This is a genomic window from Microbacterium sp. SORGH_AS_0888 (genome assembly GCF_030818905.1).
In the GTDB taxonomy this organism is placed as follows: domain Bacteria; phylum Actinomycetota; class Actinomycetes; order Actinomycetales; family Microbacteriaceae; genus Microbacterium.
The window spans coordinates 1,743,500-1,762,623 of sequence record NZ_JAUTAZ010000001.1 but is presented as its reverse complement, the minus strand read 5'-3'; the positions used below and the strand labels follow the sequence as shown (position 1 = coordinate 1,762,623).

The 19,124-nt window shown below is 72.3% G+C and carries 22 protein-coding genes and 2 pseudogenes; 18 read left to right on the top strand and 6 right to left on the bottom strand.

What is annotated here, in order from left to right:
- Positions 1–22: 22 nt before the first annotated feature.
- Together QE381_RS08550 and menC are read right to left on the bottom strand one after the other, a co-directional pair.
- Positions 23–562, bottom strand: coding sequence for a hypothetical protein (locus QE381_RS08550; protein ID WP_307217266.1), 540 nt, complete (start codon positions 560–562; stop codon positions 23–25).
- Positions 563–570: 8 nt separating this feature from the next.
- On the bottom strand, positions 571–1,704 hold the full coding sequence (gene menC, locus QE381_RS08545) for an o-succinylbenzoate synthase (RefSeq protein ID WP_307217264.1): 1,134 nt from the start codon (positions 1,702–1,704) through the stop codon (positions 571–573).
- 153 nt (positions 1,705–1,857) lie between these two features.
- On the opposite strand from menC, the gene QE381_RS08540 reads away from it, so the two are divergent.
- Entirely contained in the window at positions 1,858–2,334 is a 477-nt protein-coding gene (locus tag QE381_RS08540; RefSeq protein ID WP_307217262.1) for a hypothetical protein, read from the top strand.
- A 26-nt stretch (positions 2,335–2,360) separates the two neighbouring features.
- Here QE381_RS08540 and QE381_RS08535 read toward each other — a convergent pair whose 3' ends face one another.
- Positions 2,361–3,671: a glutamyl-tRNA reductase gene (locus QE381_RS08535; protein ID WP_373426926.1), complete on the bottom strand. Its 1,311-nt coding sequence runs from the start codon at positions 3,669–3,671 to the stop codon at positions 2,361–2,363.
- Positions 3,672–3,838: 167 nt separating this feature from the next.
- On the opposite strand from QE381_RS08535, the pseudogene hemE reads away from it, so the two are divergent.
- The 15 genes and pseudogenes from hemE to QE381_RS08460 all read left to right on the top strand — a co-directional run bounded on the left by hemE (position 3,839) and on the right by QE381_RS08460 (position 14,744).
- Positions 3,839–4,916 (top strand): annotated as a pseudogene (hemE, locus tag QE381_RS08530) (uroporphyrinogen decarboxylase).
- Positions 4,913–5,056 (top strand): annotated as a pseudogene (locus QE381_RS08525) (FAD-dependent oxidoreductase); the annotation flags it as partial. The pseudogenes hemE and QE381_RS08525, both read left to right, overlap by 4 nt.
- A gap of 127 nt (positions 5,057–5,183) precedes the next feature.
- Positions 5,184–6,410: an NAD(P)/FAD-dependent oxidoreductase gene (locus tag QE381_RS08520; protein WP_307217258.1), complete on the top strand. Its 1,227-nt coding sequence runs from the start codon at positions 5,184–5,186 to the stop codon at positions 6,408–6,410.
- A gap of 108 nt (positions 6,411–6,518) precedes the next feature.
- Positions 6,519–6,914: a hypothetical protein gene (locus QE381_RS08515; RefSeq protein ID WP_307217256.1), complete on the top strand. Its 396-nt coding sequence runs from the start codon at positions 6,519–6,521 to the stop codon at positions 6,912–6,914.
- A gap of 1 nt (position 6,915) precedes the next feature.
- Positions 6,916–7,317, top strand: coding sequence for a phage holin family protein (locus QE381_RS08510; protein ID WP_307217254.1), 402 nt, complete (start codon positions 6,916–6,918; stop codon positions 7,315–7,317).
- On the top strand, positions 7,314–7,586 hold the full coding sequence (locus QE381_RS08505; protein ID WP_307217252.1) for a hypothetical protein: 273 nt from the start codon (positions 7,314–7,316) through the stop codon (positions 7,584–7,586). Before QE381_RS08510 ends, QE381_RS08505 begins: the two co-directional genes overlap by 4 nt.
- A 148-nt stretch (positions 7,587–7,734) precedes the next feature.
- Positions 7,735–8,418: a hydrogen peroxide-dependent heme synthase gene (gene hemQ, locus QE381_RS08500; RefSeq protein ID WP_307217250.1), complete on the top strand. Its 684-nt coding sequence runs from the start codon at positions 7,735–7,737 to the stop codon at positions 8,416–8,418.
- Positions 8,415–9,386, top strand: a complete 972-nt coding sequence (gene hemC / locus QE381_RS08495) for a hydroxymethylbilane synthase (protein WP_307217248.1) — start codon at positions 8,415–8,417, stop codon at positions 9,384–9,386. The genes hemQ and hemC overlap by 4 nt, the downstream gene beginning before the upstream one ends.
- Positions 9,387–9,400: 14 nt before the next feature.
- Positions 9,401–10,201: a uroporphyrinogen-III synthase gene (locus tag QE381_RS08490; protein ID WP_307217246.1), complete on the top strand. Its 801-nt coding sequence runs from the start codon at positions 9,401–9,403 to the stop codon at positions 10,199–10,201.
- Positions 10,198–11,172: a porphobilinogen synthase gene (gene hemB / locus QE381_RS08485; RefSeq protein WP_307217244.1), complete on the top strand. Its 975-nt coding sequence runs from the start codon at positions 10,198–10,200 to the stop codon at positions 11,170–11,172. The genes QE381_RS08490 and hemB overlap by 4 nt, the downstream gene beginning before the upstream one ends.
- Before the next feature lie 103 nt (positions 11,173–11,275).
- Positions 11,276–12,598, top strand: a complete 1,323-nt coding sequence (locus tag QE381_RS08480; protein WP_307217242.1) for a glutamate-1-semialdehyde 2,1-aminomutase — start codon at positions 11,276–11,278, stop codon at positions 12,596–12,598.
- A gap of 95 nt (positions 12,599–12,693) precedes the next feature.
- Positions 12,694–13,080, top strand: a complete 387-nt coding sequence (locus tag QE381_RS08475) for a YbaB/EbfC family nucleoid-associated protein (RefSeq protein WP_307217239.1) — start codon at positions 12,694–12,696, stop codon at positions 13,078–13,080.
- A gap of 34 nt (positions 13,081–13,114) precedes the next feature.
- Entirely contained in the window at positions 13,115–13,420 is a 306-nt protein-coding gene (locus QE381_RS08470) for a type VII secretion target (RefSeq protein ID WP_307217237.1), read from the top strand.
- Positions 13,421–13,422: 2 nt separating this feature from the next.
- The gene (locus QE381_RS08465; protein ID WP_307217235.1) at positions 13,423–14,316 is read left to right on the top strand and encodes a WXG100 family type VII secretion target; all 894 of its coding nucleotides are present in this window, start codon (positions 13,423–13,425) and stop codon (positions 14,314–14,316) included.
- Positions 14,317–14,339: 23 nt separating this feature from the next.
- Entirely contained in the window at positions 14,340–14,744 is a 405-nt protein-coding gene (locus QE381_RS08460) for a YbaB/EbfC family nucleoid-associated protein (RefSeq protein WP_307217233.1), read from the top strand.
- Between the two features lie 6 nt (positions 14,745–14,750).
- Here QE381_RS08460 and QE381_RS08455 read toward each other — a convergent pair whose 3' ends face one another.
- The 3 genes from QE381_RS08455 to QE381_RS08445 form a co-directional block, all read right to left on the bottom strand.
- Complete coding sequence (locus tag QE381_RS08455) at positions 14,751–15,725, bottom strand: hypothetical protein (protein ID WP_307217231.1); 975 nt, start codon at positions 15,723–15,725, stop codon at positions 14,751–14,753.
- Positions 15,726–15,822: 97 nt separating this feature from the next.
- Positions 15,823–16,482, bottom strand: a complete 660-nt coding sequence (locus tag QE381_RS08450) for a hypothetical protein (protein WP_307217229.1) — start codon at positions 16,480–16,482, stop codon at positions 15,823–15,825.
- Between the two features lie 355 nt (positions 16,483–16,837).
- Complete coding sequence (locus QE381_RS08445) at positions 16,838–17,125, bottom strand: WXG100 family type VII secretion target (protein WP_307217228.1); 288 nt, start codon at positions 17,123–17,125, stop codon at positions 16,838–16,840.
- A gap of 123 nt (positions 17,126–17,248) precedes the next feature.
- Here QE381_RS08445 and cofD point away from each other — a divergent pair, with 123 nt between their 5' ends.
- Both cofD and QE381_RS08435 read left to right on the top strand, forming a co-directional pair.
- On the top strand, positions 17,249–18,226 hold the full coding sequence (gene cofD / locus QE381_RS08440; protein ID WP_307217226.1) for a 2-phospho-L-lactate transferase: 978 nt from the start codon (positions 17,249–17,251) through the stop codon (positions 18,224–18,226).
- Positions 18,219–18,956 (top strand): sulfite exporter TauE/SafE family protein, encoded by a 738-nt coding sequence (locus tag QE381_RS08435; RefSeq protein ID WP_307217224.1) that lies wholly within the window; start codon positions 18,219–18,221, stop codon positions 18,954–18,956. Before cofD ends, QE381_RS08435 begins: the two co-directional genes overlap by 8 nt.
- The last annotated feature ends 168 nt before the right edge of the window (positions 18,957–19,124 follow it).

The following is a 19,124-nucleotide window of genomic DNA, read 5'->3' as shown; positions in this document are numbered from 1 at the left end:
CCCCGATTCTAGTCGGCGCGGGTCACCGGCACTGTGCCGCGACGTACGCCTCGATCACGTCGTCGGGGTCGGACACGCGCTCGCTCGTCGTGCCGGTCGCGGCGCCGACCGTGAAGCCCACGACGAGGGTCGTGTCGGGCGCCGGCGTCGTCGGGGTCGCGGTCGGGCTGGGGCTCGCGGTCGGGTCCGGCTGCTCGGCGACCGCTGCGGGGGAGGGGGTCGCCGCGTCCGTGCACGCGACCGGGGGCAGGGTGACCGTGAGCTCCCCCTCCTGGCCGGCGGGGATCGTCACCGAACCGTACTGCGCCGGACGCCCGTAGCCGAGGAAGCGGGGGTCGGTCAGCCGCACCTTGTTGACGACGAGGTCGTCGCTCGTGTTGTTGTGCACCCACAGCCGCACCTGCTTGGCGGTCTGGGCGGGTGTCGCCGGCAGCAGGGTCGCGCTGATGCCGCGCGGCAGCGCCGTCGCGGACGGCGCTGGTCGCGCCTGGATCTGGCCGCATCCGGCCACCACGACGACGCCCGCGCACAGCAGGGCGAGAGCGGGGGCGGCCCACAGCATCCGTCGTCTCATCGGTGCAGCAGCTCCCGTGCGACAGTGAACTCCTCCAGCGCGACCGGATCGATCTCGACGCCGAGTCCCGGGCCCGTCGGCACGCGCACGTGACCGTCCTCGAGCACGGCCGGCTCGGTGACGATGTCGCGCGCGTAGAAGCGGCCGGATGCCGAGATGTCGCCCGGCAGTGTGAAACCCGGAAGCGCCGCGAGCGCTGCGTTCGCCGCCCGCCCGATGCCGGTCTCCAGCATGCCGCCGCACCAGACCGGCACCCCCGCCGCTCGGCAGAGGTCGTGGATGCGCACGGCCTCGAGGTAGCCGCCCACCCGCCCGGCTTTGACGTTGATGACGGAGGTCGCGCCGAGCGCGAGCGCGTCGGCGGCCGCCTTCGCCGAGGTGATCGACTCGTCGAGGCAGATCGGCGTCGACAGCCGCTCGGCGAGGACCGCGTGGTCGACGAGGTCGTCCTCCTGCAGCGGCTGCTCGATGAGGAGCAGGTCGAAACGGTCCAGCTCGGCGAGGGTGTCGGCGTCGGCGAGCGTGTACGCGGAGTTCGCGTCGACCTGCAGCGGGATCGTGCCGAACGCGTCGCGCACGGCCGCGGTGTCGGCGATGTCGCGGCCCGGTTTGATCTTGATCTTGATCCGCTCGTAGCCGTCCTCGAGGTAGGAGCCGACGGCATCCACGAGAGACTCGGCGGACTCCTGGATGCCGACGCTCACGCCGCTCGGAACGCGATCGACGACGGCACCGAGGTGGGCGGAGAGCGGGCGGTCCTCCGCGCGCAGGGCGGCATCCAGCACCGCGAGCTCGAGGCCGGCCTTGGCCATGCGATGACCGACGAAGGGGCGCAGCGTCTCAGCGACCTGGGCGGGGGCCAGCGCATCGAGCTCGAGGAGGGCGGGGCACAGCCACCGGAGCGCGACGTCCCAGGCGCCGTGCGTGTACTCGCTGGAGTAGAGCGGTGCCTCCTGGGTGACGATCTCGCCCCAGCCGTCGCCGTCCGCGGTCAGCGCCCGCACGATGATCACCTCGCGTACCCTCTCGGTGCCGAACGAGGTCGTGAAGGGACTCACGAGCGGGATGTGGAGCACCCGCAGCTCGAACCCCTCGAGCACGACGGAAGCGGCATCCCGCGGTATCGGCATGGTCTCCAGAGTATCGGGCGCGCTGCTTTGCGATCGCTGTGTGCCGGCTCTGCCGACCCCTCGGCGTCGTCCGCGCGCGTTGTCCACAGCCCCCTGACGGCCGCGAGACCGATGCGACACACTGGAGGACCCGCCTGCAGTGGAAGGACTCCGATGACTCAGCCCGACGCCCCGTGGACGACGCCGGTTGGCGGCGGTGCCCCATTGCCCGGCCCGCCCGTCGCCGGTGCTCCCGGCTATCCGCCGGCCGTGCCCACGGGCAGGGTCGCGTGGGCGCTCGGGTTCCTCGCCTACATCCCGGTGCCGGCCGTGGGCGTGGTGATCGCAGCGTTCGCGATGCTCCTGGCGTACCGCTCGCAGCAGCGGCGCGGACCGCTCGCCGCCGAGAACGCGCGGAACGCGGCCAACTGGGCGCTCACGCTGCTCGGCGTCTTTGTGCTCTGCGGCCTCTGGGTCCTCGTATGGGCGCTGGCGGGCGCGACGCACGGCTTCTTCCCCATCGGCGCCGCGGTCATCGTGTACTTCCTGCTCGCGCTCACGCACGCCGTCGTCACGATCGTCGGGACGGTCGTCTCGGGCTCTCGGGTGTTCCGGTGCCCCATCGCCGTGCCGTTCCTCCGCCGCCGCTGACGCGGGTCTCGCCGAGGCCGCGTACGTCAGCCGGCGAGATCCTGCGCGACCGGCGCGTCGGGCTCGGCGTGCTCGGGGCGCAGGCCGAAGAGCGCCTCGAGGGCATCGACGTAGTCGGTCGCCCGGCCGGACTCGGCCAGCTCGTGCGCACGCGCGGTCGGGACGTGCAGGAGCCGCCCGACCAGGTGCCGCAGGGCCTGCTCCGTGCGTCCGTCGTCGCCCTTCGCGCGCGCCCGCGCGATCTCCTCCTCGAGGATGCCGAAGGCGTGCTCGCGCAGTGCCGTGACCGCCGGTGCCACCGCACGGCGTTCGCCCACGACCGTGAATCTGCGGGCCGCGTCGAGCACGAGGGCTCGCGCGGCATCCGTGGCCTGGAGCTCCTCGAGCGGGGCGTGGAGCCGGATCGTCTCGAGGTCGAGCAGGTCCGTTCCCACGGCGGTCGCCACATCCGGGTCGACGTTGCGCGGCAGCCCGAGATCGATCACGAGCCGTCGCGGCGCTGCGTGTGCGGGGCAGGATGCCGCGACATCCGGGCCGGCGGAGCCGCCGAAGGTGGCCGCTGACAGCACGTGTCCTTCGGCGGTCGTGCAGGTGATGACGAGGTCGGCGCGGCGGGCGGCGGCGGGGTAGCCGGCGGACTCGACCCAGTCGATCCCGTGCTTGCGGGCGAAGCGCTCCCCGCGCCCCGAGGGAGAGTGCACGGTGATGTCGGCGGCACCGCGGTCGCGGAGGGCCGCGAGGGTCGCCGCGGCGTAGGCGCCCGTGCCGACCAGGAGCACCTTCAGCATGCCCCAGTCGGCGATGCGGCTGTCGGCGAGATCGAGGGCGAGGCGGACGAGCGAGCGGCCGGCTCGGCCGAGGGCCGTCGAGTTCTTCACGTCGCGCTGTGCTTCGGAGGCGCGCTGGAAGAGTCGCTCGAGCTCCGGGGAGGTCGTGCCCTGCTCCCGGGCCTCCGCGAGCGCGCGGCGGACCTGGCCGGCGATCTCCCCCTCGCCCACGACGACCGACTCGAGGCCCGAGGCGACGGCGAACAGGTGCTCGGCGACGGCCGGTCCCGCGATCACGCGGTAGGAGCCGTCGAGCTGCGAGGCGTCGACCCCGGTCGCCGCCTCGATCGCCATGAGGGCGGCCTCGACGCCGACCGCGCTGGCCGCGGTGACCGGCTCGTCCATGTCGACGTAGGCCTCGAAGCGGTTGCAGGTCGAGACGACGACGGCGCCCTGGACGCAGTCGTCGTGGGCGGCGATGACGGGACCGATGGGGTCCGTGGGTGCGCTGAGCCTCTCGAGGAGGTCGAAGGACGCGGTCTGGTGACTCGCGCTCACACACAGCAGCACGGTCCCCTATCGTACCCGCCCCCCGCCCCGCCCTCCCCGCCCCCTCCCCCTGACCGCGAGACCAGTCCGGCGCGCCGAGACCGGCGGGAAACCCACCGGTCTCGGCGGCGGGGACTGGTCTCGCGGAATGAGTGGGGTGGGGGAGCGGGGCGGGCCGGGGTGGGAGGATGGAGTGCGTGTCGCTCCTCGTCGAGGCCCTGACGGGTCACAAGTCCGCGCGTCCGCCGGTGTGGTTCATGCGGCAGGCGGGCCGATCCCTGCCGGAGTACCGTGCGCTGCGGGTGGGCACCCGGATGCTGGATGCCTGCCTCACGCCGGATGTCGCGGCCGAGATCACCCTCCAGCCCGTCCGCCGTCACGGCGTCGACGCGGGCATCTTCTTCAGCGACATCGTCGTTCCCCTGAAGATCGCCGGCGTCGAGGTCGAGATCGAGCCCGTGGCGCGGGCCGGTCTTCGCCCAGCCGGTGCGCACCGCATCCGACGTGGCCCGTCTCACGGCGATCGATCCGGAGATCGTCGCCGCGAGCCCCGAGATCCGCGAGGCCGTGCGGCTCGTCGTCGCAGAGCTCGGCGCGACGCCGCTCATCGGCTTCGCCGGAGCCCCCTTCACCCTGGCCGCCTACCTCGTCGAGGGCGGGCCCTCGAAGGAGCACCTGCGCGCCCGCGCCATGATGCACGCGGACCCCGCATCGTGGCATGCGCTCGCAGGCTGGCTGGCCGAGCTCTCGGCCGCGTTCCTGCGCGCGCAGACGGATGCCGGCGCCGCCGCCGTGCAGCTTTTCGACTCCTGGGCCGGCTCGCTCTCGGTCGCCGACTACCGCGCCTTCGTCGCCCCGCACTCCGCCCGTGCGCTGTCCGCGGTGTCGGTTCCCCGCATCCACTTCGGCGTCGGGACCGGGCACCTGCTGCGCGACATGCGCCTCGACCCCGCCGGCGGCGGGCGAACGGTCGACGCGGTCGGCGTCGACTGGCGCACCCCGCTCGACGAGGCCGCGTCGGTCCTCGGGGCCGACGTCACGCTGCAGGGCAACATCGACCCCGCTCTCCTGCAGGCACCGTGGCCCGTGCTCGCGGACCACGTGATGGATGTCGTCCGCCGCGGCCGCGCGGCCCGCGCCCACGTGCTGAACCTGGGTCATGGGGTGCCGCCCGACACCGATCCCGAGGTGCTCACGCGCATCGTCGAGCTCGTCCGCGGCGGTGAGGGCGGCGCCGCCGCGCCGGCAGCGGGGGACCCCGCATGACGGAGGCGCTCGGCGACCTCGCCGCCCGCGCACACGCGACCCGTGTGGTGATCGCCGGCGGCGGCGTCTCGGGACTCGTGACGGCGATCGAGTTCGCCAAGCTCGGCATGCGCGTGACCGTGCTGGAGGCGAGCGAACGCCTCGGCGGCGTGCTGCGCGCGGCCGAGGTCGCCGGCATCCGGCTCGACGTCGGCCGCCGAGAGCTACGCCACCCGCGGCGGTCACGTCCGCGCCCTCATCGACGAGCTCGACCTCTCCGACGCGGTCGTGACGCCCGCCGCGGGCGGCGCGTGGGTCGCCGGGATCCCGGGGGTCGGGGCGGCGCCGCTTCCGCGCGGCGGAGTGCTCGGCATCCCGGAGAACGTGTGGGACCCGGCCGTTCGCCGGGTCATCGGCTGGGGCGGGGCCTGGCGTGCCTACCTCGACCGGCTCCGCCCGCCGCTGACGATCGGGCACGACCGCAGCCTCGGCCACCTCGTCCGCTCGCGCATGGGGGCGAAGGTCCTCGACCGGCTCGTCGCGCCGGTCACGAGCGGCGTCTACTCGGCGAGGCCCGACGACATCGACGTCGACGCCGCCGCTCCGGGCCTGAACGCCGCGCTGACCCGCACCGGCTCGCTCTCGGGCGCGGTCGCCGAGCTCCGGGCCGGGGTGCCGGCCACGCCGGGCAGCGCCGTCGCCGGACTCGAAGGCGGGATGACGCGGCTCGTCGACGCGCTCGCCGTGCGGCTGGGTGAGCTCGGTGTCGAGGTGCGCACGGGCACGGCCGTCGAGCGGATCCGCCGCGTGGACGGTGTCTGGGAGGTGGCCCTCGCCACGGCGGACGAGCGCGAGGACACGCCGGACAGCGCGCCCGACGGCCCCGCAGACGGCGATGAGGTCGTGCACGCCGACATCGTGGTCGTCGCGACCCCCGAGGCGGAGGCCCGCCGGCTGCTGCGGCCGCTCCTGCCCGCCCTCGGCGACGCGCCCGCGGCCGCTCCGGTCGTCGAGATCGTCACCCTCGTCGTCGATGCCCCGGAACTGGACGCGCCGCCCCGCGGAACCGGCGTCCTCACCGTTCCGCACGCCTTCGAGGCGAAGGCCCTCACGCATGCGACCGCGAAGTGGGCGTGGATCGGGGAGCGTTCCGGTGCCGGCGTGCACGTCGTGCGGGTCTCTTTCGGTGCGCAGGACGAGGAACCGGCGACGGCGGCGCTCGACGACGACGACGCCGCCGCGCTCGCGCTGGCCCAGGCATCCGAGATGCTCGGTGTCGCGCTGGCCCCCGATCGGCTGCGCGGCGCGCACCGCGAGCGGTACGAGCAGTCCCAGCCGGCGTCCGTGATCGGCAGGGCGGAGCTCGTCGCGGGCGCGCGCACCGCGATCCGCGGCCTGGCCGGCCTCGGCGCGGTCGGGGCGTGGCTCAGCGGCACCGGGCTGGCGCAGGTCGTCCCGGATGCGATCGCGGAGGCCGACCGGCTGCGTCATGGGGCTCTCTGGCGCGACCGCTGAGCGCACGCGCCACCGGATTCCACAGCCCTTGTCAAGCGGATGCCGGTAACGGCATATGGGGATACCCTGGGACGACGATTTCAGCTCCATCGAGCGTGAGGAGACCCCATGAGGGGCAGGGTAGGACTCGTCATCGGACTGGCCGCAGGTTACGTCCTCGGTACGCGCGCCGGCCGCGAGCGCTATGAGCAGATCAAGGCGCAGGCTCTGAAGGTCTGGAACCTCGATCCTGTGCAGAAGCAGGTCGCCAAGGTCGAGGACTTCGGCAAGTCGGCGCTCATGGCGCTGCCGTCGGCGCTGTGGAAGGGCGCCGTCGCCGTCGGCAAGGCGGCGACCACGAAGGGCACGCCGGGCCAGCGGCTCGACGCCGCCCTGGATGCCGCGGACGAGGCGGCGGACGACGTCGCCGACGCCGCCGAGACCTCTGCCGAGGCGGCGGAGAAAGCCGTGAAGAAGACGACGACGCGGGCGCGTTCGACGACGCGCAAGACCACCGGGGAGTGAGATGACGACGCCCCGCGGCTTTCGCGACAAGTCCGACGAGAGTCTGCTGACGCTCGTCGGCGAGATTCCCGAGCTCGTCCGCAACCTCGTGATCGCCGAGTTCAACTCGGTGAAGAAGTGGATCGCCGACACGTCGAAGAACGCCGGCTTCGGCGCGGTGTGGGTCGTGGCCGCGCTCTTCGTCCTCTTCTGGTCGATCCCGGTGCTGGGCACGGTCGTGATCGCGGTGCTGTCGCTGTGGCTGGAGGTGTGGGCGTCCGCGCTCATCGTCTTCGGCGTGCTGATCGTCGTGGCGCTCTTCCTGGCGTTCATGGGCTATCGGCGTTTCAAGCGCATCGGCAAGAACAATCCCGTCGCCTCCGTCTCGGAGGACGTGCGCGCCGTCAAGGAGGCGATCGAGTGAGTGACATCGTTCCCGTTCCGCGCACCGCCGTCCCGGTCGGGATCACCGATCCGGTCGAGAAGGCGCGCGCCGAGCTGAAGGCAGCGCTCGCCGCGATCGAGGAGAAGGCGAACGTTCCGCGCCGCGCCGGACGCGCGATCGAGCAGCGCGTCGCCGAGGCGCGCCACTTCGCGCACCGCAACCCCGCGGCCGCAGCCCTCGCGGTCGCGGGCATCGCCCTCGGTGTCGGCGTGGCCGTGTGGGGCGCCGTGCGTCTCTACACGCGCTGACCCCCACGGCTCCTCGCCGCCCGCCCCGCGCCGCGAGTCCACATCCATGTGCGCTGATCGAGTGCGGGCTGGGCGGGGGAGGGTGGATTCGGGCGGCGTGCCCCGCGTGCGTTTGCCGCGAGCACGCACCGGGGAGGAGACTTGCCTCATGCCCGAGAACCACGATGCCGTCGAGTCCCGTTCGCAGTTCACGCTCTGGGCGGTCTTCCGGCGCGATCCGCAGCATCCCGTCACCGAGACCGATGACGCCGAGCTGTCGGACCTCGTCGCGCTGATCGAGCAGGGCGGCGTCACCGTCCGCGGGTTCTACGACGTCAGCGGTCTGCGCGCGGACGCCGACCTCATGATCTGGCTCCACGGCCCCGAGGCCGAGGCGCTCCAGCGCGACCTGCGTCGGCTGCGTCGCACCGAGCTGCTGAAGAACCTGTTGCCGACATGGCACGCCATGGGCGTGCACCGCGACGCCGAGTTCAACCGCTCCCACGTCCCCGGCTTCCTCCGCGGCGTCCCGGCGAAGGACTGGCTCGTGATCTATCCCTTCGTGCGCAGCTACGAGTGGTATCTGCTGCCGGAGGAGGAGCGCCGTGCGATGCTGGCCGACCACGGTCGCAAGGGCGCAGCGTTCACGGGCGTCACCGCGAACACGGTCGCCAGCTTCGCGCTCGGCGACTACGAGTGGCTGCTGCCCATGGAGTCCGACGAGCTCACCGACCTCGTCGACATGATGCGCGACCTCCGTTACACCGAGGCCCGCCGGCACGTGCGCGAGGAGGTGCCCTTCTACACCGGTCGTCGCATCCCCACCTCGGCGATCGCCGAGGTGCTGTCGTGATCCGGCTCGGGACCCGCCGCTCCGCGCTGGCCCTCGCCCAGTCACAGCGCGTCGCCGACGCGCTCTCGGCCGTCGCGGGGGAGCCGGTCGAGCTGGTGCCCGTCGTGTCGGAGGGGGATGTGTCCCGTGCCTCGCTCTCGCAGCTCGGCGGCACGGGCGTGTTCGCGACGCGTCTGCGCGAAGCCCTGCTGGCGGGCGAGTGCGACCTGCTGGTCCACTCGCTCAAAGACCTCCCGACGGCTCCCGCGCCCGGCCTCGTGATCGCCGCGATCCCGGCTCGGGAGGACGCGCGCGACGTCGTCGTCACCCGCGACGGCACGCCGCTGCACGAGCTGCCCGCCGGATCGGTCGTGGGGACGGGCTCGCCACGCCGCATCGCGCAGCTCCGCATCCGCAATCACCGCGTCGAGGCACGCGACATCCGTGGCAACATCGACTCGCGCCTGGCGCGGGTGAAGGACGCAGAGCTGGATGCGGTCGTGCTCGCCGCCGCGGGGCTCGCCCGGCTCGGTGCGATCCCCGCGGGTCTCGCGCTCGAACCCCTCGGGCTCGCGGAATGGCCGAGCGCGGCCGGGCAGGGTGCGCTCGCGGTCGAGACGCGCGACGATGCGCCGCAGGCGCTCGCGGACGCGATCGCCGCGCTCGACGACGCGCCCTCCCGTGTCGCCGTCGCCGCGGAGCGCGCCGTGCTGGAGACGCTCGAAGCCGGCTGCCACGCCCCGGTCGGCGTCCACGCCGAGCTCGAGGGGGACCTGCTGCGCGTGCGTGCGGTCGTCTACGCGCTCGACGGGTCCGCCCGCGTGGGCACGGATCGGACGGTCTCTCTCTTAGACGGGTATGCTAGGGCTTCAGGCAGCGGCAATGGTGCGAAGGCTGTCGGCGGCGCGGACCCGGTAACGCGCGCGAGGCGCACCGGTGATGACGTCGCTCGCGAGTTGCTCGACCGCGGAGCAGCAGACGTTTCCTGATGAAAGCCGACTTGATGCACGCAGAACCACACCGGCACGACGCCAAGCCGCTCACCGGCTGGCGCGTCCTCGTGCCGCGCGGCGGCCCCTGGGGCGACGGCGTGGCGGCATCGCTGCGCAGCCAGGGAGCGGTGCCCGTCGTGGCGCCGCTCATCAACTTCGCCCCGACCAACGACATCCAGACGCTCGAGAAGGCGCTCGCCGACCTCGCCGCCGGCGCCTTCGACTGGCTGACCGTGACGAGTGCGACGACGGTCGACGTCCTGTTCGCGTATCGCGCCAAGATCCCGGCGAGCACCCGCGTCGCGGCCGTCGGAGAGACGACGGCCGCTGCGCTGCAGGCCGCGGGATACCGGGTCGACCTCGTGCCCGACCGCGACAACTCCGCGGCCGGCATGGCGGACCAGATGATCGGGCTCGAGCCGGAGCCGCGCGACATCCTGACCCTGCGCAGCGAGATCGCCAAGCCCGTGCTCACCAAGCGCCTCATCGAGGCCGGGCACCGGGTGCGCAGCGTCGTCGCCTATCGCACCGTGGGCGTGCCCGTCACCGAGCGCATCGCACACGATGTCGAGTCCGGCCGCATCAACGCGATCCTCGTGACGAGCGGTTCGGTCGCCGAGCAGGTGTCGCTGCAGTTCCCGAACATCCCCGAGGGCACCGTGATCGCCGCGATCGGGCCGCGCACGGCCAAGGATGCGCGCGAGGCGGGCCTCGACGTCGACGTCGTCGCCGACCGGCAGACGGTCGATGCGCTCATCGACGCCGTCTCGCACTTCGCCCTGCCGCACGCCGCCGACGAGTTCCAGCCGTGAGCTTCCCCGCGCATCGGCCGCGGCGGCTGCGACAGTCGCCGGCGGTCCGCCGTCTGGTGCGTGAGACGCACCTCGTCCCCGCGCAGCTCGTGCTGCCGATGTTCGTGCGCGAGGGGATCACGGAGCCGTTGCCGATCGGCTCGATGCCGGGCGTCGTGCAGCATTCGATGGATTCGCTGCGGCGGGCCGTGGCGGATGCGGCGGCCGCGGGCATCGGCGGCGTCATGCTGTTCGGCGTCCCCGCCGAGAGGGATGCCCTCGGCTCCGGCGCGGACGACCCCGACGGCATCCTCAATGTGGCGACCCGCGCCGTGGTCGCCGAGGTCGGCGATGCGCTGGTGGTTCAGACCGACCTGTGCCTCGACGAGTTCACCGACCACGGGCACTGCGGCGTGCTGAACGCCTCCGGCGCCGTGGACAACGACGCGACGCTCGAGCGCTACGTGGCGATGGCCTTGGCGCAGGCGCGTGCGGGATCGCACCTGCTGGGGCTGTCGGGCATGATGGACGGCCAGGTGGCGGCCATCCGCGACGCGCTCGAGACCGAGGGGTTCGTCGACACGCTGATCCTGGGCTACGCGGCGAAGTACGCGGGGGCGTTCTACGGACCGTTCCGCGAAGCGGTCGATTCGCAGCTGACCGGCGACCGCCGCACGTACCAGCTCGATCCCGCGAACGGACGCGAGGGCGTCCGCGAGGCGCTGCTGGATGTCGAGGAGGGCGCCGACATCGTCATGGTCAAGCCCGCGATGCCGTACCTCGACGTGCTCGCCGAGGTGGCGGCATCCGTCGACGTGCCGGTGTGGGCGTACCAGGTCTCGGGCGAGTACGCGATGGTCGAGGCTGCTGCCGCGCACGGCTGGATCGATCGCCGCGGTGCGATCCTGGAGTCGCTGACCGGCATCCGCCGCGCCGGCGCCGGCGCGATCCTGACGTACTGGGCGGTCGAGGCGGCCGCGTGGCTGCGCTGAGATCCCGCACCCCGGCGCCCTCGACCCTCGTGCGAGGGAACACCCACGACGAACGATCGCGCGATGCGTCGCCGACGCGCGCGCTCGCGGAGGAGGACACCGCATGACCGACCGCAACGACGAGCTGTTCGCCCGGGGGCGCAACGCCATCCCCGGAGGGGTCAACTCGCCCGTGCGCGCCTACGGGGCGGTCGGCGGGGCGCCGCGATTCCTCGCGAGCGCGCACGGCGCGACCGTGACGGATGCCGCGGGTCGGGAGTACGTCGACCTCGTCGCCAGCTGGGGCCCCGCCCTGCTCGGCCACGCGCACCCCGAGGTCGTCGGGGCCGTGCAGGAGGCCGCATCCCGAGGACTGTCCTTCGGTGCGCCCACCGAGGCGGAGGTGGAGCTCGCGGAGCTGATCGCCGCCCGCGTCGTCGCCGAGCAGGCGGCGCCGGTGGAGAAGGTGCGGCTCGTGTCGACGGGCACCGAGGCCACCATGACGGCGATCCGCCTCGCCCGGGGCGCGACCGGCCGCGACCTGCTCGTGAAGTTCGCCGGTCACTACCACGGCCACTCCGACGGGCTGCTCGCCGCCGCAGGGTCCGGCGTCGCGACCCTCGCCCTGCCGGGCTCGGCGGGCGTTCCCGCGCCCATCGCGGCTCAGACGCTCGTGGTGCCCTACAACGACCTGCCCGCGATCGAGCAGGTCTTCGCCGCCCACGGCGACCGCATCGCGGCGGTCATCGTCGAGGCGGCGGCGGCCAACATGGGCGTCGTGCCGCCGGAACCCGGCTTCAACGCCGCGCTCGCCGACCTCGCCCACCGGCACGGCGCGCTGCTCATCCTCGACGAGGTGCTCACCGGCTTCCGCGTGCACCCCGCCGGCTACTGGGGGCTGCAGCAGGCCGCCGGCGAGCACTACCTGCCCGACCTGTTCACGTTCGGCAAGGTCGTGGGCGGTGGGATGCCGCTGGCCGCTCTGGGCGGCCGGGCCGAGGTCATGGACCTCCTCGCCCCGGTCGGCCCGGTCTACCAGGCGGGCACCCTCAGCGGCAATCCGCTCTCGGTCGCGGCGGGCCTCGCGACACTGCGGCTCGCGACGAGCGACGTGTACGCGCGGGTGGATGCGGCATCCGCCGTCGTGGCCGATGCTCTCGGTGGCGCGCTGGACGCGGCGGGGGTCGCCCACAGCGTTCCGCGTGCGGGCAGCCTGTTCGGTCTCGCCTTCCTGCCGGAGGCGCCGCGAGACTACGACGAAGCCCTGACTCAGGAGGCCGGGCGGTACCCGGCGTTCTTCCACGCGATGCAGGATGCCGGTGTCTCGCTGCCCCCCAGCGTCTACGAGGCGTGGTTCCTCACCGCCGCGCACGACGACGACGCGCTCTCCCGGGTCGTCGCCGCGCTCCCCGGGGCCGCCCGTGCGGCCGCGGCGGCGGATGTCTGAATCTCTCACGGGGGTCAAGCCTGTGGACAGTCGCGTGGGGGCCCCGCCGTTTCGATAGCATGCGGGCGGAAGCCGCTCGCTCGAGAAAGAGTCGCATGGAAGACGCCGCCCAGATCCTGATGGGGATCGCCGCCCAGCTGGAGCGCGCGACCGAGCTGTCGAACGTCGCGCAGGAGTTGACGGGCGAGCTCGCGAAGCTGCGCGGCATCGGCCACAGCGACGAGGACGAGGCGACCGTCACAGTCGACCACCAGGGCATCGTCATCGATGTCGCGCTCTCCGAGGCCATCTCGGATGCGGACGGGCGCACCGTTTCCGGCTGGGTGCTCACCGCGACGTCCCGCGCGATCGAAGACGTGCAGCGCCAGGCGGAGCCGATTCGCGCCGCCGTGCTGCAGCCGCACCTGCAGGCGCCGCGCGTCGACTTCTCGCAGCGGATCGATGAGCTCTACGAGGAGATCCAGCGGCGGGACGGGCAGTGACGCCCGAAGGCGACGGAGTAGAGGAAGGAAAGCGATGACAGATCTCGACGTACAGGTCAACGCGCTGCGTGCGCACGCGTCCAAGCTCGGAGACGCAGCCGATCGTGTCGGCCAGGCGGCGGAGGCGTCGCTGACGGCCGTGGCGCTCCAGCCCGCGGCGTTCGGGCTCCTCTGCTCCTTCCTCGTGCCCATCGTGAGTCTCCAGCAGTCGACGACCCTCGCAGGCCTGGGCGCGTTGCGGGTCGCTTTGGCCGCCGAGTCGGCCGCCGTGTCGGGCGCGGCCCTCACCTACTCCGCGCTCGACGACGGTCTTGCCGACGCGATCGCGAAGGTGATCTGACCGTGTCGCTGATCGCCGCCCCCACCTACGAAAGCGGTCTGAGCGGAGAGGCGGTGCTCGGAGCGCTGCCGGTCGCCGGCGGGATCGCCAGCTCGGTCCGCGACTTCGGCAACGGCAACATCACCTCCGGCGTCATCGACGTGGCGGGATCGGCGCTGGATGTCGTCAGCATGATCGCCAACCCGATCGCGACGCTGGCGTCGTCGTGTGCGTCGTTCCTGCTCGATTACATCGAGCCGCTTCATCAGGAGCTCGAGCTGCTCACCGGCAGCCCCGAGATGGTGCGAGCCCTCGGCGAGACCTGGGACAACGTCGGTGAGGCGCTCGGCGCCGTCGCCGACGAACGAGACCAGGCGCTCAGCGGATTGCGCGAGAACTGGGACGGCGCGGCGGCGACCGGGTACGAAGCCGTCGCGAACGGCCTCACCGGGATTCTGCGCCTGCTCTCGGAGGCCGCCCACAGCAACGCGAACGGACTGCGGCTCGCGGCGTCCGTCGTGCAGATCGTGTACGAGATCGTCAAGGGCATCATCGCCGATCTCGTCGGTCAGCTCATCCAAGCGGTCGTGGAAGCGGTTGCCACCGCCGGCGTTGGGATTCCCCTCATCGTCGCGCAGGTATCTCCGAAGATCGCGCAGTGGGTGAGCAAGGTCGCGAAGTGGGTGGAGAAGATCCAGGACGTGATGAAGAAGGTTTCGGATGCTATTCAGAGGTTCACGCAAGTTGGCCACGAGTTCACGCATCACGTGGGTCGGCTTCCGGCCAGACTCGGCGGCGCGAGCATCAAGATCGACCTCAACGCGGTCAATCTGGTCGGAATTGTAAGAGGAACGAACGACGGAGTCACGAAGTCGATGGAGGAGAACGGTGTGTATGGATCGGGCGAGAACAAGTGACCGACGCGCCCGACTTCTCTCAGATGCCTTTTGAGATCCAGGAGCGACTCGCTCTGCGCGATGCCCAGTACGCCGCCGCCTACGCTCGCGGTGCCACCGCCGCCGTGCTGCAGGAGCAGCTGGCTGTGGTGTCCGGTTCGGCGTCCTCGCTGCGTGGCGAGGTCAAGGCCACGGTCTCGGCCGGCGGCCTTCTGACCGATCTGCAGATCACACGCCACGGTGTCGACCTGGGCCCCCAGGCACTCAGCCGGCTCATCATGGCGACAGTCCGCGACGCACTGCTCGACCTGCGGGAGCGGCTGGGCGAGGTCGTCGAAGAGGCTGGCGCGGGAGAGATCGGCGCAGTCACGCTCCGCGAGGCCGACGCCGGACTCTCCGGGCCTCTCAGGGCGCTGGAGGATCCGGGCGCAACGATCAACGAGCGCTAAGCCGTTCTAGGAGCTTTCCGTCGCCCCGTCGCCTCCGAGGGTCGAGGCGACGGTGGGGATGCCGTGTGGCATGGGGCTACCCATAGTGAGGTTGCCGACCGCGGCGCTCACGTACCACCCCGGCTTTGCGTCCGGGACCGGGTCCCAGACGTCGACTCCCGCCCCGCGTCCGGTGAGCACGACGTGACTCCGTGCGTTGGCGGCGTCTTGCCACGGCACCTCCTTCGCCAGTCCGTAGCCTTTCCAGTCGGGGCGAATGAGTCGTGCGTTGAGTGTGAGGCCGGGGCCGTCGTTCATCATTTCGGGGAAGACGCCGGTTCCGGCGACGAGGGGGTCGGCGCGTCCCCAGGCGGTGGCCGGGACGGTGTCGATGAGAGCCGACAGCGTGCGGGCGATGGTGTGGATGATGGAGACGTCGAGGGTGGGCGTGCCGTAGGCGAGGATGACGCCGGCGCGGATGACGATGGCGCTGAGGGGTGGGAGGGTGGCGAGCGCGGCGAGGAAGGCGGGGTGGAGCAGGTCGGTGGCGAAGGCGGGGATGAAGGTCTCGATCTGCCAGCGGCCGTCAGGGGTGCGCGGTGGGGTGAGCGGGGGGAGGCGGAGGCCGTAGTCTCGGACGGTCGTCGTGGTGGTGGTCATGTCCGCGAGGCGGATCTCGGGCAGGGCCGCGGGAAGCGACATCCAGATCGCGTTGGTCTGCCGCAGATCGCCGTGGGGGATGCCGCTGTTCGTCGTGCCGAACTCGTAGCCCACGAGACGGCCGGCGCGGAACGTGCGGTCCGAGGTCGTCCCGTCGATGACCTCGGCGATCCCGATGGTCCAGATCTCGTACCGTCTTTGTCCGCGCAGTGCGGCTTCGCTGATCTCGAACGCGGGTGGGGGTTGCGCCTCGTTCCAGGTCCAGCCCTCCGCCTCGACCTGCTGCTGCAGCACCCGCCGACGCGCGGCTGCTTCCTCGCGCTTGCGCTGTCCGAACACCACGGCCTCAGCCTAGGCCGGGGTCCCATGCGCGGGCTGAGAAGCCTCGCCGTCTGCTCGTACGAGGATCGTGAGATCTGGGTATCGCATCGTCGCTCGCTTACGCGCTCTGGGACGACAGGGTCGAGGCGACGGTGCGGACGCCGCGCGCCCGGGCTTCGGCGAGCGGGTCGCCGAAGCCGCCGAACTGCACGCCGACACCGCGCCGGAGCTCGGCGGGCGCCCGGTCGATCGGGTACACCTCGAGCTCGACGGACTCGCGCCCGCTCAGGACGACTCTGTTGTCGAGGGTGTCGATGTCCTCCCAACGGAACTTGGACAGGCCCCCGCCCTGCCAGTCGAGAGCGACGAGCCGCTGGTCGAGCCGCAGGCGGTCGCCGTCGGCGATGTCGTGGGGGAAGACCCCGGTGCCGGCGACGAGCGCGTCCGCGCGGTTCCAGCAGTGGGCGGGCACGGCTCGGATGAGGCGATCGAGCGCGGCCACGCGGTCGCGGATCGCGGCGGCATCCCAGGGCTCGAAACCGTACGCGAGGATCACGCCGGCCCGGATCACGATGGCCGAGCACGCCGGGACCATATCGAGCGCGGCCATGAACTCTGGGGACAAGAGGTCGGCGGCGAACGCCGGAAGGAAGCCCTCGGCGGACCAGCGTGTTCCGAGCGCTTGGATCGCCGGCAGCCGGATCCCGGCGTCATCCGCGGTGCCGGTTCGGTCCACGAGCCGGATCTCCGGCAGCGGGGCGGGCAGCGTCGACCACACGACGGATGCTTCCGTAAGGTGACCGAAAACCGTCCCGTCATTTGTCGTGCCGCGTGCATATCCTGCCAGGCGTCCCGCGACGAAGCCTCGGTCCCCGACCGTCCCGCTCACGCCATCGGCGAGCCCTACCGTCCAGACGGGCTGGATGCCGCTGGTCCAGGGCAAGCCTGCTCGACGTGCACCGCGCAGCGCCGCCTCGCAGATCTCTGCGGATGGCGGCGGGGTCGGGCCATGCCACGTCCATCCAGCCGCCTCGGCGTCTCGCACGAGCGCACTCCGGGCCGCCGCGGCCTGCTTCTTCCTGCTGCCGTCGAACATCACGTGGTCAGCGTATTCCGGCCATCGATGAGGACGCTCAGAACGACTTCGCGAGCTTGGACTCCGCATCCGCGATCGCCGAGCCCGTCGCGAGGAGGACCTGCGAGTAGGCGTCGAGGGTGGCTTGCATCTGGCGCATCTGGGTCTCCCACCGTGCGCGCGCGACGGAGTAGGCCTCGCGAGCCTCGCCCTGCCAGCCGCTTTCCATCACGGCCAGACGTGCGTCGAGCTGATCGAGCTCCGCGCGGATCTGCACCGAGGCCGCCTTGAGCGCCTCGACGGTCTGCCCGACTCGCTCGAACTCGATCCGGATGTGATCCGCCATGCTCTTCCCCTCGTCGTGTCCTCCGACCATTCTGGCAACTCGGCGGTGTCGGCGTGAGGGGCTGTGGAGGAATCCGGGCGGCGGTGGTAAGGGCGCCCGAGAGGGCTCTGCGAGACTTGATCGGTGACATCGAGTGAGCGACCCCGCGTCGTCGTGCTCGCCGGCGGGGTCGGCGGATCGAGATTCCTTCTCGGCGTGCGCGAGGCCCTGCTTCGCCGCGGCGCTCCCCAGGCGACCGCGATCGTCAACACGGGCGACGACCTGTGGCTGTCCGGGGTGCGCCTGCAGCCCGACATCGACTCCGTCCTCTACGCGCTCGGGGGCGTCAACGACACGGTCCGCGGCTGGGGGCGCGCGGGCGACACCGAGCGGGTGAACGAGGAACTGCAGGCATGGGGCGCCGGCTGGCCGTGGTTCACGCTCGGCGACCTCGATCTCGGCACGCACCTCGCACGCACCGGCTGGCTGCGCGACGGCCTCACCGTGACCGAGGTCGTGGAGCGCCTCTCGCGACGGTGGCCGCTCGGCATCCGGATGCTGCCGATGACCGACGCCGAGGTCGACACCCGGGTGCGTCTCGAAGGCGGCGGGGACATGCACTTTCAGGAGTGGTGGACGAGGCATCGCGCGACGCTCGCCCCCGCGGCCTTCGAGAACCCGGGGATCGTCGACGCGGCCCCCGCTCCCGGCGTGGTCGACGCGATCGCCGCGGCCGACGTCGTCCTCATGGCCCCCTCGAACCCCGTCGTCTCGATCGGCCCGATCCTCGCGGTGCCCGGTGTGCGCGAAGCGCTGCGGCGGACGAGCGCGCGCGTCGTCGGGGTGTCTCCCATCATCGGCGGCGCGGTCGTGCGCGGCATGGCCGACGTCTGCCTGACGGCGATCGGCGTCGCGACGGCGGCGGATGCGGTCGCCGCCCACTACGGCGCGCGGGCCGACGGCGGTGTGCTGGACGCCTGGCTGCTCGCGGAGGAGGACGCCGGGCTCGCCGCATCCGTCGACGGTCTCGGCATCCGCGCCCAGGTGGCGCCGCTGTGGATGCGCGACCTCGAGCTGTCGGCGGCGCTGGCCGAGGCGGCGCTGCGGGCGGCGGATGCCTGATCTCGCCGCCTGGGCCTGGGCGCTGCTGGCGGTGGCCGCCGTCATCGTCGGCCTGTCGAAGACGGCGATCCCCGGGGCGACGACCGTGTCGGTCGCCGTGTTCGCCTCGCTCCTGCCCGCGCGCCAGTCGACCGGCGCGCTCCTGGTCCTGCTGCTCGTCGCCGACCTCTTCGCGGTGACGGCCTACCGGCGTCACGCCGACGTGCGGGCGCTCGTGCGGCTCGCGCCCGCGGTCGTCGCGGGGCTGCTGCTCGGCGCCGTCTTCCTCGCGTTCGCCTCCGACGGCTGGGTCAAGCGCACGATCGGCGTCCTGCTGCTGGTCGTGATCGCGATCACGCTGCTGCGGCGGCGGGCGCAGGCCGCGGTGACCGGCGGCATCCACCCGGTCGCGACCGCGACCTACGGTGCGCTCGGCGGCTTCACGACCATGGTCGCCAACGCCGCGGGACCGGTCATGTCGATGTACTTCCTCGCGGCGCGCTTCGACGTGAAGCGCTTCCTCGGGACGGCCGCGTGGTTCTTCTTCCTCGTGAACCTGACGAAGCTCCCCTTCTCGATCGGGCTGGGTCTGTTGACCCCGCCCGAGCTGCTGCTGGATCTCGTGCTCGTGCCGCTCGTCGTGGTCGGGGCGCTCGGCGGCCGGTGGCTCGCGGGGCGGCTGAACCAGACGGTGTTCGACCGGCTCGTGATCGTCTTCACGATCGTCGGCGCGGTGTACCTGCTGCTCTGAGTGCCCGATCCGGGTCGCCCGGCGTCGCGGAGCGCTTCATGTCCCACTTTGCACCGATTCATGTCCCACTTTGCACCGCTCAGCCACCGCGCGAGCGGTGCAAAGTGGGACATGCCGGGGCGAGAGCTCCCCTCGACGACAGCCCGGTGGGAACCATTCGGATGCCGC

Coding starts and splice junctions, on each gene's coding strand:
- QE381_RS08490 (WP_307217246.1), top strand. CDS start 9,401: ATGCACGCAGAACCACACCGGCACGACGCCAAGCCGCTCACCGGCTGG.
- QE381_RS08460 (WP_307217233.1), top strand. CDS start 14,340: ATGCCTTTTGAGATCCAGGAGCGACTCGCTCTGCGCGATGCCCAGTAC.
- menC (WP_307217264.1), bottom strand. CDS start 1,704: ATGCCGATACCGCGGGATGCCGCTTCCGTCGTGCTCGAGGGGTTCGAG.
- QE381_RS08515 (WP_307217256.1), top strand. CDS start 6,519: ATGAGGGGCAGGGTAGGACTCGTCATCGGACTGGCCGCAGGTTACGTC.
- hemQ (WP_307217250.1), top strand. CDS start 7,735: ATGCCCGAGAACCACGATGCCGTCGAGTCCCGTTCGCAGTTCACGCTC.
- QE381_RS08480 (WP_307217242.1), top strand. CDS start 11,276: ATGACCGACCGCAACGACGAGCTGTTCGCCCGGGGGCGCAACGCCATC.
- QE381_RS08510 (WP_307217254.1), top strand. CDS start 6,916: ATGACGACGCCCCGCGGCTTTCGCGACAAGTCCGACGAGAGTCTGCTG.
- QE381_RS08470 (WP_307217237.1), top strand. CDS start 13,115: ATGACAGATCTCGACGTACAGGTCAACGCGCTGCGTGCGCACGCGTCC.
- QE381_RS08540 (WP_307217262.1), top strand. CDS start 1,858: ATGACTCAGCCCGACGCCCCGTGGACGACGCCGGTTGGCGGCGGTGCC.
- QE381_RS08550 (WP_307217266.1), bottom strand. CDS start 562: ATGCTGTGGGCCGCCCCCGCTCTCGCCCTGCTGTGCGCGGGCGTCGTC.
- QE381_RS08445 (WP_307217228.1), bottom strand. CDS start 17,125: ATGGCGGATCACATCCGGATCGAGTTCGAGCGAGTCGGGCAGACCGTC.
- QE381_RS08475 (WP_307217239.1), top strand. CDS start 12,694: ATGGAAGACGCCGCCCAGATCCTGATGGGGATCGCCGCCCAGCTGGAG.
- QE381_RS08435 (WP_307217224.1), top strand. CDS start 18,219: ATGCCTGATCTCGCCGCCTGGGCCTGGGCGCTGCTGGCGGTGGCCGCC.